A 17819-nucleotide genomic window follows, 5' to 3' on the forward strand; every position below is an offset into this window, starting at 1 on the left:
ATATTAAAATACACAATATTATGGTATTAATGAACATTTTGGTATTTATGGTATATAACAATTTATTATTTTGAAAAACTGTTACAAAACGGCTACATTGCTATTTTTGTAAATTCAAGTAGGGTTGCTTCTATATAAAAAAAGAATCTGCTAATCTTCTATGGGAAATGAAAGCAAGCAAGGTGTGATTGGCAAAGTGTATACAGATGCCTGTTGCTTTCCCATGAAAAGTGAACAGATTCTTGGTATTTGGATATTATTGGAATGGTCAACAAAATAGAGCGATAATATACCAATTCATTATTATTTAATAGAATAGTATTTAGTTGGCCGTCCTACAGTTCCGTATTTTAATTCAATATGCACAGTACCTTTTGTAGCTAAAAAGTCTAAATACTTTCGTACAGTTACTCTTGCCATACCAACATTTTGTGCAAGCTGTTCAGAAGTAATCGGTGCTTGATGTGTCGTTAAGTAACCTAAAATTTGCTCCATTGTAATGTTATTTAAGCCTTTTGGAAGTTCTAATATTTCATGTTGTATACCTAACCATTGATCGATATCCTCTTGATTAATAGTAGCTGTACTTAATAAATTTTTTGTAGAGTTTTTATATTGTAGCAAAGCCCTCTCAAAGCGATCAAAACGAAATGGCTTTATAAGGTAATCGATTGCACCTAGTCGAAGGGATTCTTGTACAGTGGGTGCATCTCGAGCAGCTGTAATCATAATAATATCTGATGGAATACGTTGTGCTCGAATTTTTAAAAACAATTCCATTCCTGTCATATCTGGCAAGAACATATCAAGTAAAATAAGGTTTGGTTTTTGAATAATGATTTTTTCATATGCATCACGTCCATTGACCGACTCCCCTATGAGTTGAAAGCCGCTCATTTTATTCAAAAACCCTTTGTTTACCTCAAGCACCATTGGATCATCTTCTACGATAAAAACTGTGATTTTGCTCATTGTTCTTCTATCACCCCTATATTAATTGTAATTGTTGTACCCGTATGAACAGTGGATTCTACTTGAATCGTGCCGTTGTTGGATTCGACAATTTGTTTGACAAGTGCAAGTCCAATGCCATGTCCTTCTTTTTGTTTCGTACTAAATCCGTAATCAAAAATTCGTTGGGGTATGCCTTCAATACCTTTACCACTGTCCTGTACTTCTATAATTAAATAATGCTTATCACCAATGATTGTTAAGTGAACATCCTTGTGTTCACATTCAAAGCAAGCTTCCATTGCATTGTCCAATAAGTTGCCAATGATTGTAATAATATCGCCACTCGATAAGCCACTCATAAAATCAACAAGATTAGATTCTTCATCAATTGTGAGTTCAACCCCTAGTTCCTTAGCACGTGAGTATTTGCCGAGTAATAAACCTTGAATTGAATAATCCTGAAATTTATCATGCAAGCTTTGAATTAGTTCTTCTTCATCCGTAATTTCATCGATAATGAGGCTTAAAGCATCATCATTGCGCTCCAATTGAATAAGCCCAGCAATACTATGGAGACGGTTCATGTATTCGTGTTGCTGTGCTCGCAAGGAATCGACGAGCATTTTAATACCTGTTAATTCTTCAGCAAGCATATTTGCCTCTTTTCTATCAGTTAACATGATAAGATAGCCAGCATTTTGTTCCATAATACGAATGGGAAATGTCCGAACTAAATACATTTGCTCGTACATTAAAAGTGGTCGATAAATCTCATGCTGTTGAATGGTGTCTTCAGCAAGCCATGTGTCTTTAAACAGAGTTTTTCTAGAAACTTTATGTCCAAAGTAATGCGTATACTGACGGGCCAAACGGTTAATAAATGTTACGTTTCCACTTTCGTCTGTAGCTAAAATGCCAATATCCATCGCTTGAATAATACCTGAACGTTCTTCCACTAAACGAGCGATTTCGTAAGGTTCTAAGTTAAAGGTTTGACGCTTTAAATGATTAGCAACCCAAACAGATCCACCTAACCCTATTACTAGACCCCCAAAAAGGGAGACTAATATATCAAATTGATATTCGTCTAGAAGGTCATACCATTTTGGTGCTAGTAGCCCAACGGTAATAACACCGACTTGCTTCGTGCCTTCCTCGTTCATAATGGGTACGAATGCTCGTATGGAATAACCAAGTACACCACGTGCCTTAGATATGTATTCATGCTGTGAAAAAGCTTCTATTTCGTCGCCCCCTTCAAAAACGGTACCAAGCTTACTTTCAGAAGGATGCGAATAACGAATGCGTTTCATATCGATGATGACAATATAATCAACATCTGTTGTTAATCGAATGCGTTCAGCAATCGGCTGAATAATTTCAAATCCCTCTTTAGTACCTACGTTTTTTTGTACTTCTGTAAGCTGAGAAACAGTTCTTGCTATAGCTATTGCACGGGCTCCAAATTCCTTCTCTAAAGCACCAGCTAAATTATGAATCATAATTGCCCCACTCGTAGTGATAGAAAAAATAACGATAATGAACGAAAATATAAACATTTTGAGTCGTAATGATATGTTTTTCATAACAATGAAAAGGAATGCCAGATTAGCAGCCTTTTATTAATTCATCACCTCTATCTTGTAATATTTCAATATGTAGGAAAATCCTATTTTAATGGAGAGAAGCAAAACCCATTTTACTAGCAATGAACTAGGACTATCATTCTATAATAAAGTACCATAAAAGAATAGCTTGTTGTAATACAATAACAGCTATAAAGTATCTGTTTTAATTGTGTACTATAACAATTTGTTCTCTAATATCACATTAGTATTAGGAAATAAATAGGAAGTGGTATAGAAGTTTATTTTTTTTAAAAATAAAAATTTATATTTGAATAATAAAAAATAATTGGCTATTTATCTTTAGAATGAGGTTATACAAGATAATTTTAAGAAATAATTTACATTTAAATAATATAATGGTTTAACTTACTTATGTTATAGATACTTCAATTTTTTTGCGCAAAGAAAATTTGCTTTGTTATCGTTTTAAAATTCTCTTTCGTTCTTAATATTTCTGTATGTCGATTATTTCTATTTTTACGTAACAAACTAATTCCTATTTTTTATCTAGCTGTCTTATAGTGAGAAGTATTATTTTTTATGTGAAATTATGCACATGTTTAATTATTTTAAGATAGTTTATTTAAACCGATAAAGTACAGTAGAAAAGTAATAATAGCTAAAAAATGTTGATGTTATTGTCCGATAAACGTATTTTTCCTTAGGGGCTGTAGTGATTTCTGTATTATTAATATATGGTGAACGATAAAAAACTTTTTAGAGAAATAATATTTTTTAGAAAAACATCTTGCATTTGAATAATTATAAGTGGTAAATTGTTTTACATGGACGTTCATAGAATTTTCACAGGTAGCAAAAGAGGGGAGAAATGAGAATTTATGAATAAAAATAGATGGTTAATTGCATTATCTGCAATCGCTATTCACCTTTCAATTGGTGGAGCCTATGCATACAGTGTATACAAGCTGCCGATTGTCACAGAAATGGGATGGAGTGAAACGAAGGTTACGATTGCCTTTACAATTATGATGGGGCTTGCAGGTTTTTCAGCAGCGCTATTTGGTAGTTTAGTAGAAAAAATGGGTCCACGTAAATCTGCTATGGTAGCTGCAGTGCTGTTTGGAGCAGGACAAGCAGGAGCAGGTGTTGCGATTTCTATGGATTCTGTAACATTGTACTGGCTAACTTACGGCTTACTAAGCGGATTAGGTATGGGGATTGGTTATATCGCACCTGTATCAACTTTAGTTAAATGGTTCCCGGATCGCCGAGGTTTAGCAACAGGTATGGCTGTATTAGGGTTTGGTTCGGGTGCACTTATTACTGCACCAGTAGCAGCGAACTTAATGGAAGCAGTCGGCATTTCTACAACTTACTTTATTTTAGGGGCATGTTACTTCACGTTAATGATTTTAGGGGCTTCATATATAGCACCGCCAAAACCAGGTTATATGCCTGCGAATATGAAAGCGGCTGCAGAAAAAGGCAAGAAAGTAGTGAAAACAGACTTAGCTGTTATGTCAGCTCGTGAAGCTGTGAAAACAAAGCATTTCTGGATGTTATGGTCAATGCATTTAGTAAATGTAACAGCGGGTATTATGATGATTTCTGTAGCATCTCCGATGGCACAGGAAATTGTGGGCTTATCAGTTGCGGGTGCCGCAGCAATGGTAGGAGTAATGGGGTTATTCAATGGTGGTGGCCGATTAATTTGGGCTGCTGTGTCTGACTATATTGGTCGTCCAAACGTCTTTGTTATTTTCTTTACAGCACAACTTATTACATTTATCGTATTACCACATACGACAAACGTTATTATTTTCCAAGCACTTATTTTCTTAGTAGTTAGTTGTTATGGTGGTGGTTTCTCAAACCTACCTGCATTCGCAAGTGATCTATTTGGTACTAAACAACTTGGTGTCATCCATGGTTATTTACTGACAACTTGGTCATTAGGTGGCGTATTTGGTCCACTTCTAGTGAGTACTATTAGAAATGCTTATGACAGTTACATTCCTGTCTTTTATATATTTGCAGGATTGATTGCCATTTCATTCATTATTTCAATAACGTTGCGTGCTGATGTACGTAAACAAACAGCTTTAAAAGCAGCATCACAAAAAGTTGGAGACGTCTCCGCTACACGATAATTTTCACTTTCAATTCACACTTGAAGGTATAGCCGTATTAGTGTCATATCGCATATGACACTGATGCGGTTTTTATTTGTAGCGATTGTTATACAACACTTGATTAATCTCCGTCTAACATATAACAGCTGTTTGTTGATGTCAACATTATTATGGTAAATAAAGTGATTTTGGTACTAAAAGAGAATTTTTGCAACGATATTCTTTTATTGATGACAGCACATTACTGTGGAGATAATCAAAATTATCGTAAATGAATGTGTTCGTTCCGTTTGGCTGTTGAAAGTAACAAGAGTAAGTGAATCTTTTCGTGACATGCAACGTATATAAGGTAATAAAGAGGAGGAGATGTACATGGGGAAGTATTCATTGAACGACTTCGTAAACACGACACAACAAAATGATCATGTAAACGAATATTTTGAGTTAGAAACGGAACGTGTACTAGAGGTTAACTTAGATGGTGAGGTCTGGTCGAAAATGGGGGCTATGATTTCATACATAGGCGATATTAAGTTTGAGCGAGAACGTGTTTTAGAGCATGGTCTTTCAAAAATGTTTAAAAAGGCACTGACAGGCGAAGGAACGCAACTTATGAAAGCAAAAGGGAAGGGACGCCTCTATTTAGCTGATCAAGGGAAAAAAGTGACTATTTTTGATTTGAAAGACGAAAGCATTTGTGTAAACGGAAATGACTTACTGGCATTTGAACCAACTATCAATTGGGACATTCATTTAATGCGTAAAATGGCTGGTATTATGTCTGGTGGATTGTTTAATGTAACATTACAAGGAAGAGGTAAGGTAGCCATTACAACTCATTTTGAGCCTTTAACTTTATTAGTGAAGCCTGGTGAGACGGTTTATACAGATCCACATGCTACAGTAGCGTGGTCAGGCAATTTAACACCTGAATTTAAAACAGATATTAGCTTCCGTACGTTTATTGGACGTGGAAGTGGTGAATCGATTCAAATGGCTTTCTCTGGCGAAGGGTTTGTCATTATTCAGCCATATGAAGAGGTTTATTTGTCTGGTGAAAGTTAAAAGAAGCGCTACGGTATCAGTAATTCACAGGTTGCAAAGAAGCAGGGACAAAAGGGAAAAAGTGTTAGATTGACTGCCATCAATCTAACACTTTTTTGCTATGCCGTTGATGTCCGCTACGGCGGTGCTTTCCGCGGGCACACACGTAAGCCGCAACCCTCGCTAACGCGCGGCTTGTTGCGTCTTACGCTGCGTGCGTTCCCGCAGGAGTCACCGCCTTCGCTACCATCAACTAGTGCATTCTTCTAAATTTCTTATTGCAAAAGTAAGCTTAGCGAAGGCTTCATCCATTTTGCGTAGCGGGAAAATGCCAACAATCCAACCCTTTTTGCAATGCCGTTGTTGTCCGCTACGGCGGTTGCTTTCCGCGGGCACACCGTAAGCCGCAACCCTCGCTAACGCGCGGTTTGTTGCGTCTTACGCTGCGTGCGTTCCCGCAGGAGTCACCGCCTTCGCTACCATCTACTAGTGCATTCTTCTAAATTTCTTATTGCAAAAGTAAGCATAGCGAAGGCTTCACCCATTTTGCATAGCGGGAAAATGCCAACAATCCAACCCTTTTGGCAATGCCGTTGTTGTCCGCTACGGCGGTTGCTTTCCGCGGGCACACACGTAAGCCGCAACCCTCGCTAACGCGCGGCTTGTTGCGTCTTACGCTGCGTGCGTTCCCGCAGGAGTCACCGCCTTCGCTACCATCAACTAGTGCATTCTTCTAAATTTCTTATTGCAAAAGTAAGCATAGCGAAGGCTTCATCCATTTTGCGTAGCGGGAAAATGCCAACAATCCAACCCTTTTTGCAATGCCGTTGTTGTCCGCTACGGCGGTGCTTTCCGCGGGCACACCGTAAGCCGCAACCCTCGCTAACGCGCGGCTTGTTGCGTCTTACGCTGCGTGCGTTCCCGCAGGAGTCACCGCCTCCGCTACCATCAACTAGTGCATTCTTCTAACATATTTTAAAGTTTTGTCCTGGCACCTTTGTCGTTGCCAATCGAATCGAGTTATTTATAATGCGGCGTTCATTCCTGCAATTCGCCCAGTTACTAGTGCAGACGTAATATTGTAGCCGCCTGTATAGCCATGAATATCCAAAATTTCACCACAGAAAAATAAACCTGACTTTTTCTTGGACGCCATCGTTTTCGGTTCGATTTCTTTTACAGATACGCCACCACCTGTAACAAATGCTTTGTCGAGAGATTGCGTACCACTAACAGTCATTGTGAAATTAACTAGTAGATGTGCTAGAGCGCGGATTTTTTCTTGAGATAATTCAGTGCCAGTCATTTGAACATCAATGTTTGCACGGTCACATAAGAATAATAGCCAGCGTTCTGGTGCGACACCTTTCCAAACGTTTTTCACAGCTTTTTTCGGTTCTTCTTTAATAAGTTTATTTAAATATTGCAAACATGTTTCTTCATTGTAGTCCACAAGTGTTTGAATTCGCATTGTGACAGGCTCGTAACCAGTTTTCATCAACTCTTTGACAACAAATTGACTACAGCGTAAAACGGCAGGGCCGCTTAATCCGAAATGCGTAAAGAGCATGTCCATTTGATGTGTTACAAGTGGCTTGCCTTTTTTATTGAGAACTGAAACTGCAACATCTCGTAATGCTAGTCCTTGGAGCTCTCTTGTTTGAATAAACTCTTCCTTCGATAAAATGGGTACTTCAGTTGGAAATAGTGTTGTTACATTGTGGCCAGCTCTCTCAGCCCAAGGATAGCCGTCACCTGTAGAACCTGTTTGAGGGACTGCCTTTCCTCCCACTGCAACAACAACGGCCTCACATCGTACTTCTATACCGTCCGCTAAGCGCACACCAAGAATTTTTTCTTCATCCATTAATAATTTGTTAACAGGAGTATTTAAGCGAACTTCAACATGTAGTCGTTGCAATTGACGAATAAGTGCATCGACGACATCTTGCGCACGATTTGACACAGGGAACATACGACCATGATCTTCTTCTTTTAATGCAACACCTAGACCCTCGAAAAAGGCAATAATATCTTCATTGCTATAAACAGTGAATGGGCTATATAAAAAACGACCGTTACCAGGAATATGTTTAACAATTTCTTCAACAGGTAGTCTGTTCGTTACGTTACAACGCCCACCTCCAGAGATTGCGAGCTTTTTACCAAGCTTTGTCCCTTTTTCAAGTAGTAAAACTTTCTTTTTTCGTTCTCCAGCAGCGATAGCAGCCATTAATCCAGAAGGGCCGCCACCAATAACGATTACATCATACATATATGTGAACTCACTTTCTTTTCATTTTTAGGAACTTTTCCTATTATACATGAAGTCTATATAGAGGGCGGCTACTTTACATTGAAAATTATAATAAAGTGCATTATAATTTTTTATCTATAATGACTGCATGAAATGAACGGCTTTTCGTGCTATGATGGTAGAGGTTATGCACTAAATTATGAGGTGAAAAAATAGATGTGCGGATTTATTGGCTATATTAATGGAACAAATGTGATTGATCATCACCAAACAATTGAAAATATGATGAATACGATTATTCACCGTGGACCGGACAGTGGTGGTATTCATAGTGACGATAAAGTAACGTTAGGTTTCCGTCGTTTAAGTATTATTGACTTATCAGACGTGGCAAATCAACCTCTTTATAGCCCAGATGGCGACATCGTGCTTGTTTTCAATGGGGAGATATATAATTTCCAAGAGTTACGTGAAGACCTTCAAGCAAAGGGTCATACGTTTAAAACTAAATCAGATAGTGAAGTATTAATTTTCGGCTATATCCAGTACGGTGTAGAATTCGTCAAACAGCTTCGCGGGATGTTCGCATTCTGTATATGGGATAAAAAGAAAGATTTACAATTTATCGCACGTGATGGCTTCGGCATTAAACCGTTGTACTATACGGAAAACACAACGGATGGAACATTTATTTTTGGTTCGGAAATCAAATCTTTCATGCCACATCCAGCTTTTATTAAAGAATTAAACAAAAATGCATTACGTCCTTACTTAACATTCCAGTATTCTTCAATGGACGAAACATTCTTTAAAGGTGTGTACAAATTACCACCTGCGCACTATATGGTCATTCAAAATGGACAAAAACAAATTGTGCAATATTGGGATAAAAAATTCCATGCTAAAGAAGCGCCAATTGAAAAATATGTGGAAAATATTCGTTCAACAGTGAAAGAATCTGTAGACGCCCACCAAATTAGTGATGTAAAGGTTGGTTCTTTCTTATCTGGCGGTATTGACTCAAGTTATATTACATCATTATTACGCCCTGATAAATCATTCTCTGTCGGTTTCTCTGACTATGAAGATATGTTCAATGAAACAAACTTAGCAAAAGATTTATCAGATACATTAAACATTCAAAACGAGCGTAAATATATTTCGGCGGATGAATGTTTTGAAGCATTACCAAAAATTCAGTGGCATATGGATGAGCCACAATCAAACCCATCTTCTGTACCGCTTTACTTCCTATCAGAGCTAGCGGCGAAGGATGTAACAGTAGTCCTTTCAGGTGAAGGTGCGGATGAAATTTTCGGTGGCTATTCTTGGTACCAAAACTCAGGTAGAATGCAAAAATACGAGAAGGTGCCATTCGGTATTCGAAAAGCATTACGTGGTGTTGCAGAAGCGTTACCTAAAAACCAGTACACGCATTTCCTTGTAAAAGGCGGTCAAACCGTAGAAGAACGATTTATTGGGGAAGCGGTTGTTTGGGATGAGGAAGATGCTTTAAATGTTCTAAAACCTGACTACAAAAACGGTCCTTCTGTCAAAACGATTACAAAACGTATTTATGATGAAGTACCAGGTGATGATGATATTACAAAAATGCAGTATTTAGATTTGAATTTGTGGATGCCTGGAGATATTTTATTAAAGGCTGATAAAATGAGTATGGCGCATTCTATTGAATTGCGTGTACCGTTTTTAGACAAAGAAGTAATGGAACTTGCAAAAGACATTCCATCAAAATATCGAGTAAATGATATCGATACGAAATATGTGCTTCGTCAAGCAGCGCATCAAGAGTTACCAGAAGAATGGGCAAAGCGTCCAAAGCTTGGATTCCCAGTACCAATTCGCCACTGGTTGCGTGAAGAAAAGTATTACAATATGGTGAAGGACATGTTTACAACTGACTTTGCCAATGAGTTTTTTGATACAAAACAATTAGTTGGTTATTTAGATGAACATTATGAGGGCAAAGCAAATCGTGGTCGCTATATTTGGACAGCTTATGTGTTCTTAGTATGGTATAAACAATTCTTTGTTGATATGTAACATAGAAGTAGCAGTTCAAAGAATCTATCCGATTTTTTGAACCGCTATTTTTTTGGGAATGTGCTAATTATTTAACATCAAATTAATCGATTGAAGTTTGGAATGTTGCTTCGAAAATTTTTCAGCGTAATTATGCATCTGTTTTCTTTTAAATATGTTAAGATAACAGTTGGTTTACTTATTTATTGTTTCAAAAGTGATGACGTTTGATCACTTATAAAAGCTTGATTTTACTAATGAATGGATGGATACGATGTCCAATTTAATGAAAGGTACAGCGATATTAACTTTAGGGATGTTTTTATCCAAGGTGCTTGGATTAATTTATATTTTTCCCTTTTATGCGATTGTTGGGCAAGAAAATATCGCGCTGTATCAATATGCATATATTCCTTACTCAATTATGCTAGCAATAGCCATTTCAGGCGCACCCATTGCTGTTTCTAAGTTTGTTTCTAAATATAATGCAATGGGAGATTATCAATCAGGTCGCAAGCTGATGAAGTCAGGTATACTCATTATGATGATTACGGGTATTGCGTCATTTGCTGCCCTTTTTATACTTGCAACACCGATTGGTGAGCTCGTTATAAAAAGTGATGAACAGAAATTTACAGTTGAGCAAATTGCTTCTGTTATCCGCTGGGTAAGTTTTGCACTGATTGTTGTGCCATTTATGAGTTTGTGGCGTGGCTTCTTCCAAGGCTATGACAAAATGGAACCAACAGCAATCTCGCAGTTAGTGGAACAAATTGTTCGAATTGTCGTGTTATTAGGCGGTTCTTTCTTAGTAGTAGTTGTGTTTAATGGCAAACCTGAAACAGCAGTTTCTTTTGCCGTATTTGCAGCCTTTATCGGTGCAATTGGTGGTTTAATGGTGCTCTATTACTATTGGAAAAAATATCAACCTGAATTTAATTTATTGCGTAGTCAAAGTGTTACTTCAACACAGCTACCAATGTCGAATATTTATAAAGAAGTGATAACATATTCGATTCCTATGGTATTTGTAGGGGTTGCCAATCCATTATTTCAATTAGTGGATATGCTAACGTTTAATGGAGCGATGAGTTCAAATGGCTTAGCGAAAGTTACAGATGAATATTTATCGATGATCAACTTTACAACACATAAAGTTGTAATTATTCCAGTTATGCTAGCTACTGGCTTTTCGATGGCACTAGTACCGACAATAACCAAATATTATACACAAGGTGAGTATTTATCGCTACGTCATGCGATGGATAAAACGTATCAAATATTGATTTTCATTACCTTGCCTGCTGTTGTTGGTATTTCATTATTAGCAAATGAAATTTACTTTATGCTTTATTCAGAAAGTGAGATGGGCGCAGCTATTTTAGCACATTATGCACCAGTTGCGATTTTATTTGCGTTGTTCCAAGTTACTGCTGCACTGCTACAAGGCATCGACTTTCAAAAGTGGATTGTCTTCAGCTTACTATCAGGTATTTTAGTCAAACTAGCACTTAATATAACGTTCATTCGTTGGTTAGAAGCAGATGGAGCTATTTTGGCAACTGCGATTGGCTACAGTGTATCCATTATTATTAATATGTTAGTCCTTAGAAAAACGCTTAATTATAAATCAGAAATGGTATTACGTCGCGTAATGCTTATTACACTTTTAACAGTTGCGATGGCAGTAGGTGTATTAATTGTCCATAAGCTATTAGAACTTGTAATGGGACCAGTGGATGGCAAATTCTCTGCGCTCGTATACTCTGTTATTTGTGCGGCAGTGGGTATTGCTGTTTATGGATATTTGTCATTACGTCTAGGCTTAGCACAAAAATTACTTGGTGAGCGATTGACACGTATTACAAGTAAATTTGGATTTAAATAGGAGGAACTATGCGTTTAGATAAATTACTAGCCAATATGGGCTATGGCTCACGAAAGGAAGTTAAGCAACTCCTAAAACAAAAGGCAGTTTCCGTTGATGGCACATATGTGAAGGATGCAGCAATGCATGTTGATCCCGACCAACAAAATGTTGTCGTCTATGGTGAACGTGTTGTATATACAGAATTTGTGTACTATATGATGAATAAGCCTCCTGGTGTTATTTCTGCAACTGAAGATTTACGAGATGAAACGGTCATTGATTTATTGGATCCGCTACACCAGCATTTTCAACCATTTCCTGTTGGGCGTTTAGATAAAGATACAGAAGGCTTGTTACTGTTGACGAATGACGGTGTATTGGCACATAATTTATTATCTCCAAAAAAACATGTACCAAAAGTGTACTATGCCAAAATTGAGGGCATTGTTACGCAGGAAGACGGAGAAATATTTGCTCGTGGCGTTGAGTTAGATGATGGCTATGTAACAAAGCCAGGCGAGCTTGTCATTTTGAATTCTGCACCGCAATCAGAAATTGAATTGACGATACAAGAAGGTAAATTTCATCAAGTGAAACGTATGTTTGAAGCAGTTGGTAAACATGTTATCTACTTAAAACGCCTTTCTATGGGAAGCTTACAACTTGATGAAAGTTTAGCATTAGGTGAGTACCGTGAGTTAACGTCTGAAGAATTAGCAGGTTTACAAAATAGAGATTAAAAAAATCCTCGATGCTATACTTTTAGTATCGAGGATTTTTTTATACATGTTTGTCCCAATAACTGTATAATATAATATATCAATAAAATATTATAGGGGATTATAGCGTACCGAAAATTTTATGTTCAAATAATGATAGTGAAGATGAGTAGAGGACATGTTAATGAAAAAACTACGAATTAAATTATTAATATCTTTAATTGCCTTTGCGTTAATACTTGTTGCTGTAATTTCTTCTGTAAATAGGCAAATACTTGTGGCAAATATTGAAGACCAAGAAGCTAGTAATCGAACATTAATTGAAAATCATATTCTAACGGATATGCAAACTGTAGACAATGCACACTTTTATTTTGATAAAAATATTTCGGAAGACATGGAACAAGAACTGCAAGCATTAGCTATTTATTATAAGGAAAATCCTAATCTTGCTACGTGGGATTTACAGCAAATGAAAAGCAACCATGGCATGGATATATACATATTAGATAAAACGAATACCGTCATTTATACCACATTTGAAAAAGATAGAGGGCTGAATTTTTCCCTTTGCTGTAAAAACTTTTCTGCTTTATTAGATGAAAGAAGAGCGAGTGGACAGTTTTATACAGATGGCATTGATATTTCGACAACTACAGGTGAGTATCGAAAATTTAGTTATTTGGCAACGCATGATAAAAAATATTTATTAGAGCTTGGCTTGAAATTAAGTGAAGTGCCTGTTTTTCAAACGTTCAATTTTGGGAAAACCGCTGATTATTTAATTGATAAATATGCTGATTTGCTAGATTTACGAACGATTAATGCAGGGGGTATTTTTTTCTCAGACACAGATCCCAGTCGAACTACTGTAAAAAACCAATCAAAAAAATTTCAGGAGCATTTTAAGTTAGCTCTTCAAACGATGGAGCCAGCTGAATATCAACAAGAGTTAGGCAATGGTTATAAAGAGACATATCGTTTTATACCATATGAGGCAGAGGCTATTCGAGGTGCATCTACAAAGCGAGTAGTGTATGTGAAATATGGTAACGATACGAAGCTGACTGCACTTGCCAATAATACGAAACAGTTTTGGTTTGTTCTGATGATTGCATTAGTAACATCATTTATTATGCTGATGGTTATTAATAGATTGTTGTCTAAAACGATACAATTAGCAACGTATGACCCACTAACAAATGTATTCAATCGTGCTACATATATAAGTAAAATGGATAAGTTATTAAGAAAAAGAAAAGCCAATACGCCTGGTTTATTATTAATAGATTTAGATAACTTTAAGCAAGTAAATGATCAATTTGGTCATGCAGAAGGCGATAGAATTCTTATTAAAACAGCCAATATTTTAAATGAAGCCGTGAAAAACAATGGCTTTGTTGTAAGATTTGGCGGCGATGAATTTGCAATTGTTTTATATGATACGAACGAGGAGCTTATGGTGCAGTTAGCAAATGCCATTTTGGCGAAAATACGAAGTTTAAAGAAAGTCGATAATATGAAATGGTCTGTAATTTCTGTTAGTATGGGCGGGGTAATTTGTGAAAAACCAAATGAAACAGAATTAAGTTTATTTGAACGAGCTGATAAAGCATTATATCTGTCTAAGAAAGCAGGTAAAGACCAATACTCCAGTTATGATGAAGTTGCATCGACAGAAGAAAAGTGAAAAAGCACGAGACAAGTAGGAACAGGTAAACTGCTGACCTACGTGACTCGTGCTTTTATAAGTGAAGTGCATTGTTAGGAAGCACCTTGTGTTTTGGAACGATAGAACAGGGAACTACATAAAACAAGGACAGCTATTACAACAAACATTGCATCAATATAATGCGTTAAAAGCCATCCGCCAATTATAGGACCAATAAAACCACCTAAATTTTTAAACTGGGATGCGCCTAAATAGGTTGCCTTTTGTGTATCTGGCGCAATTTCATCGATCATAACATTCATCGTTGGGAAAGCAAATATTTCGCCAATCGTAAAAATGACCATTGCACAAATGAACAGTGGATATCCCGTAGATAAGCCAAATAACGTTAAACCAACCGCAAAGAACAGGATACCAATAAGAAGGATGGTTGATGATGAAAAACGCTCTGAAAAAATACTAATCGGTAATTGTAGTAAAAGTACAACCGCCGCATTTAACGAAATGAGTAAAGAATAGAGCTTAGCACCATCTTCGATTTTAAGCTCAATAAGTTGCGGAAGTGTTGAATCAAATTGGGAGTAGCCAATATTTATTAAAATTGCCCCAAAAATAAAGCTCAGTAATACTTTGTTTGTTAAAAGAATCGTAAAGGTTTGAAGCACTTTTGTTTGTGTTTTAGCTTTTTGTTGCTGCATTTCATAACGATTCAAAACGAAAAATAAAAATATTGCATAAATAATGTACATAGCACCTGTCAGCATAAACGGAATGCTAGGACTGGATAACTGTGCTATATAAACACCAATAAGAGGCCCTATAACTGCGGCTATATTAATGGCTGTATAGCGCAATGAAAACAATCTTTTACGTTTTTCTGCCGGAGTGAAATCAATCATTAATGCTTGTGTGGAAGGCTCAAAGAACGAGCGACATAAACCGTTCAACGCATTTAGTACGACGAAGAACCAAATCGTATGTGCTGTAGCAAAGCCGAAGAAAACAATACTCCAAACGAGTATCGTAAGTAAAATGACACTTTTGCGACCAAAGCGATCTGTTAAGTAACCACCAAAAAAACCGCCTACTGTGGAAATTAATGGTGCAATACCAATGGTCAGCCCTATTTGTAAAGGGGAGGCATCAATTTCGTTATGTAAATATATAGCTAAAAAAGGCATTGCCATAAAGCTCGCAATACGTGTAAATATAGTACCACCTAAAATAATCCAAACGAGTGGGTGGAACATCTTGGATAGTTGCATAAAATCCTCCTCTCAACATGTAGAATGTTTCGAGTGTAACGGATTGTGAAGAGACTGTAAATAGAAAAAAAGAATGACCCCGACGAAAGGTCATTCTTTTTTTCTTACAAAAATGCTTTACGCAACGTGCGCAAAAACTAAGACGTCAATTTTACTTTTTTACTCGTCGTTGTCCATTTGCCTCGACTTGGACTCATCACCAAATCGTTAAAGGCTAACACGTTCAAATCTCTTTGAACGGTGCGAGGAGTGATGCTAAACTCTTCGACTAAATCCTGTGTAGACACGGTTCCTTTGTCTAAAATAAACATGTACACGTCTTTAATACGATTAAGCATTCGATCAGTAGTTGGTTTCATAAATGAACCACTCCTTCATCTTAATTCACTTGGCATAGACTAGCGGACGACACTATGTGCGGAGTGCACTGAGGCTTTTTAAATAGCTGCCTTAGACATCCCCTTTTCTAATTTTATGTTCAGAACAACAATTCTGATAACTCTATTATATAGAAAAACGAAGCAATTTTCTAGTGAATGCAATAGAAATTTACAATATATACATAAAGAATTGGCTGTATTTTGTGGACATTCGTGTAAAAGATGCTATATGTGGTAGTGTAAAGGGAAGATAGGTAAATGATAGTTAGAAAGACGATTGTATTTTTCTAAGTAAAGAGTAGAATAATCTTATTATAAAATGGAGGAGGTACATAGTATGGATTGGTTACATGCTGCAAAGGAAAGACAAGATGAATTAATAAGAGAGTTGCAAGAGCTCGTGCAAATTAATAGTGTATTGGATGAAAAAACGATAACAGCAGATGTGCCGTTTGGTGATGGACCGTTAAAGGCGCTGGAATGGTTGTTAGCAAAAGGTGAAGCTGAAGAGCTACAAACGAAAAATGTTGATAATTATGCTGGACATATTGAAATGGGCCAAGGTGAAGAATTGCTCGGTATTTTATGTCATGTTGATGTTGTGCCTGAAGGTGATGAAACGAATTGGACGTATCCACCTTTTAGTGGCACTATTGCCGATGGGAAATTATTCGCCAGAGGTGCTATTGACGATAAGGGACCAACAGTTGCTGCATGGATGGCGATGAAGCTTGTGAAAGATGCAGGCATTCAATTAAACAAACGTGTACGAATGATTATCGGGACGGATGAAGAAACAGGCTTCCGCTGTGTCGACCATTATTTTAAAAATGAGGAAATGCCAACATTCGGTTTTGCACCAGATGCAGATTTCCCACTCATTAATGCCGAAAAGGGCATCGCTGAGCTTGTGTTCTCTCAAAATAAAACTGGGGATGCGACGAAAGAACAGCTACTACTATTTAATGCTGGTAAGCGTCCAAATATGGTACCAGATTTCGCAAAAGCGACAATTCAATTCGTATCTGGACAATTCGAACAGAATTTTCAAACATTTTTAAGCAAAAATCAGCTAGAAGGCTCTTTATTAATAGAGGGTTCTCACTATATAATAACTATCAAAGGAAAAGCAGCTCACGCAATGGAGCCTGAGAAAGGTGTCAATGCAGCTGTTTACCTTGCAGCATTTTTACAGCAAGAGTTGACGACAGAAGGAAGTAAGCAATTTGTCGATTTTATCGCAGATGTATTCCATCAAGACCATTATGGCAACGCACTAGCATTACAATTTGAGGATGATATGTCTGGTAAAACGACATTAAATCCGGGTATTGTAACATATGATGTGGCGCAAGGTGGCAGTATGGTAATTAGTATGCGCTACTCTGTAACTTATCCATTTGATGAAAAAATTACAGAGGCTCAACGCTTAGCTGCTAATAAAGGATTTTCACTCGATATTCAAGATGATTCAAAACCGCATTATGTAAGCGAGGATGACCCATTAATCCAAGCGTTAGCCGGTGTTTACCGCCGTCAAACAGGTGATAACGAAACACCGCTCCTTTCTACTGGTGGTGGTACGTATGCACGCGTTATGAAAAAGGGTGTGGCATTCGGTATGTTATTCCCTGGTGAGCCAGATGTGGCACATCGTGCGGATGAATTCGTTGTCATTGAAAATTTAGTAAAAGCTGCGGCTATTTACGCAGAAGCAATTGTTGAACTTGCGGGAAAGTAAATGTAATCAGCAAGAGAGTGATGTCTTGACGCGCTTAGATAGACAAGCGCTACGTGCAACGCTCTTCACTGAATAAGTACTTTGATTTCCTATTTCTAGTCTTACTTTATTGTGTAATAGGAAACACCGCACTTGTAAATGCGAAAAACAACT

General features: G+C 37.2%; 12 protein-coding genes. 7 read left to right on the top strand and 5 right to left on the bottom strand.

Features of this window, described 5'->3' with window-relative positions; genetic code table 11:
- Positions 1–303: 303 nt before the first annotated feature.
- Together NSQ74_RS09675 and NSQ74_RS09680 are read right to left on the bottom strand one after the other, a co-directional pair.
- On the bottom strand, positions 304–972 hold the full coding sequence (locus NSQ74_RS09675; RefSeq protein ID WP_340822966.1) for a response regulator: 669 nt from the start codon (positions 970–972) through the stop codon (positions 304–306).
- Positions 969–2456, bottom strand: a complete 1488-nt coding sequence (locus tag NSQ74_RS09680; RefSeq protein ID WP_340822967.1) for a sensor histidine kinase — start codon at positions 2454–2456, stop codon at positions 969–971. The genes NSQ74_RS09675 and NSQ74_RS09680 overlap by 4 nt, the downstream gene beginning before the upstream one ends.
- Positions 2457–3421: 965 nt before the next feature.
- Here NSQ74_RS09680 and NSQ74_RS09685 point away from each other — a divergent pair.
- Both NSQ74_RS09685 and NSQ74_RS09690 read left to right on the top strand, forming a co-directional pair.
- Positions 3422–4693 carry an L-lactate MFS transporter gene (locus NSQ74_RS09685; protein ID WP_340822969.1) on the top strand — a complete coding sequence of 424 codons (1272 nt, stop codon included), beginning with the start codon at positions 3422–3424 and terminating at the stop codon, positions 4691–4693.
- Between the two features lie 354 nt (positions 4694–5047).
- Entirely contained in the window at positions 5048–5740 is a 693-nt protein-coding gene (locus NSQ74_RS09690; protein ID WP_340822970.1) for an AIM24 family protein, read from the top strand.
- A 1003-nt stretch (positions 5741–6743) separates the two neighbouring features.
- Here NSQ74_RS09690 and NSQ74_RS09695 read toward each other — a convergent pair.
- Positions 6744–7994: a BaiN/RdsA family NAD(P)/FAD-dependent oxidoreductase gene (locus NSQ74_RS09695; RefSeq protein WP_340822971.1), complete on the bottom strand. Its 1251-nt coding sequence runs from the start codon at positions 7992–7994 to the stop codon at positions 6744–6746.
- Positions 7995–8192: 198 nt separating this feature from the next.
- Between NSQ74_RS09695 and asnB the strand changes: the two genes are divergently transcribed.
- The 4 genes from asnB (at position 8193) to NSQ74_RS09715 (ending at position 14298) form a co-directional block, all read left to right on the top strand.
- Positions 8193–10040, top strand: a complete 1848-nt coding sequence (gene asnB / locus NSQ74_RS09700; RefSeq protein ID WP_340822972.1) for an asparagine synthase (glutamine-hydrolyzing) — start codon at positions 8193–8195, stop codon at positions 10038–10040.
- Between the two features lie 253 nt (positions 10041–10293).
- A complete protein-coding gene (locus tag NSQ74_RS09705; protein ID WP_340822974.1) occupies positions 10294–11907 on the top strand; it encodes a putative polysaccharide biosynthesis protein in 1614 nt (537 codons plus the stop codon).
- Positions 11908–11915: 8 nt separating this feature from the next.
- Positions 11916–12629 (top strand): pseudouridine synthase, encoded by a 714-nt coding sequence (locus tag NSQ74_RS09710; RefSeq protein ID WP_340822976.1) that lies wholly within the window; start codon positions 11916–11918, stop codon positions 12627–12629.
- 163 nt (positions 12630–12792) lie between these two features.
- On the top strand, positions 12793–14298 hold the full coding sequence (locus NSQ74_RS09715) for a GGDEF domain-containing protein (protein WP_340822977.1): 1506 nt from the start codon (positions 12793–12795) through the stop codon (positions 14296–14298).
- 74 nt (positions 14299–14372) lie between these two features.
- Here NSQ74_RS09715 and NSQ74_RS09720 read toward each other — a convergent pair whose 3' ends face one another.
- Together NSQ74_RS09720 and NSQ74_RS09725 are read right to left on the bottom strand one after the other, a co-directional pair.
- Positions 14373–15545, bottom strand: coding sequence for an MDR family MFS transporter (locus NSQ74_RS09720; protein ID WP_340822979.1), 1173 nt, complete (start codon positions 15543–15545; stop codon positions 14373–14375).
- Positions 15546–15682: 137 nt separating this feature from the next.
- Positions 15683–15904 (bottom strand): DeoR family transcriptional regulator, encoded by a 222-nt coding sequence (locus tag NSQ74_RS09725; RefSeq protein WP_025220342.1) that lies wholly within the window; start codon positions 15902–15904, stop codon positions 15683–15685.
- A 358-nt stretch (positions 15905–16262) separates the two neighbouring features.
- On the opposite strand from NSQ74_RS09725, the gene pepV reads away from it, so the two are divergent.
- Entirely contained in the window at positions 16263–17666 is a 1404-nt protein-coding gene (pepV, locus tag NSQ74_RS09730) for a dipeptidase PepV (protein WP_340822986.1), read from the top strand.
- The last annotated feature ends 153 nt before the right edge of the window (positions 17667–17819 follow it).

The organism is Lysinibacillus sp. FSL W8-0992 (assembly GCF_038008685.1).
GTDB lineage: Bacteria > Bacillota > Bacilli > Bacillales_A > Planococcaceae > Lysinibacillus.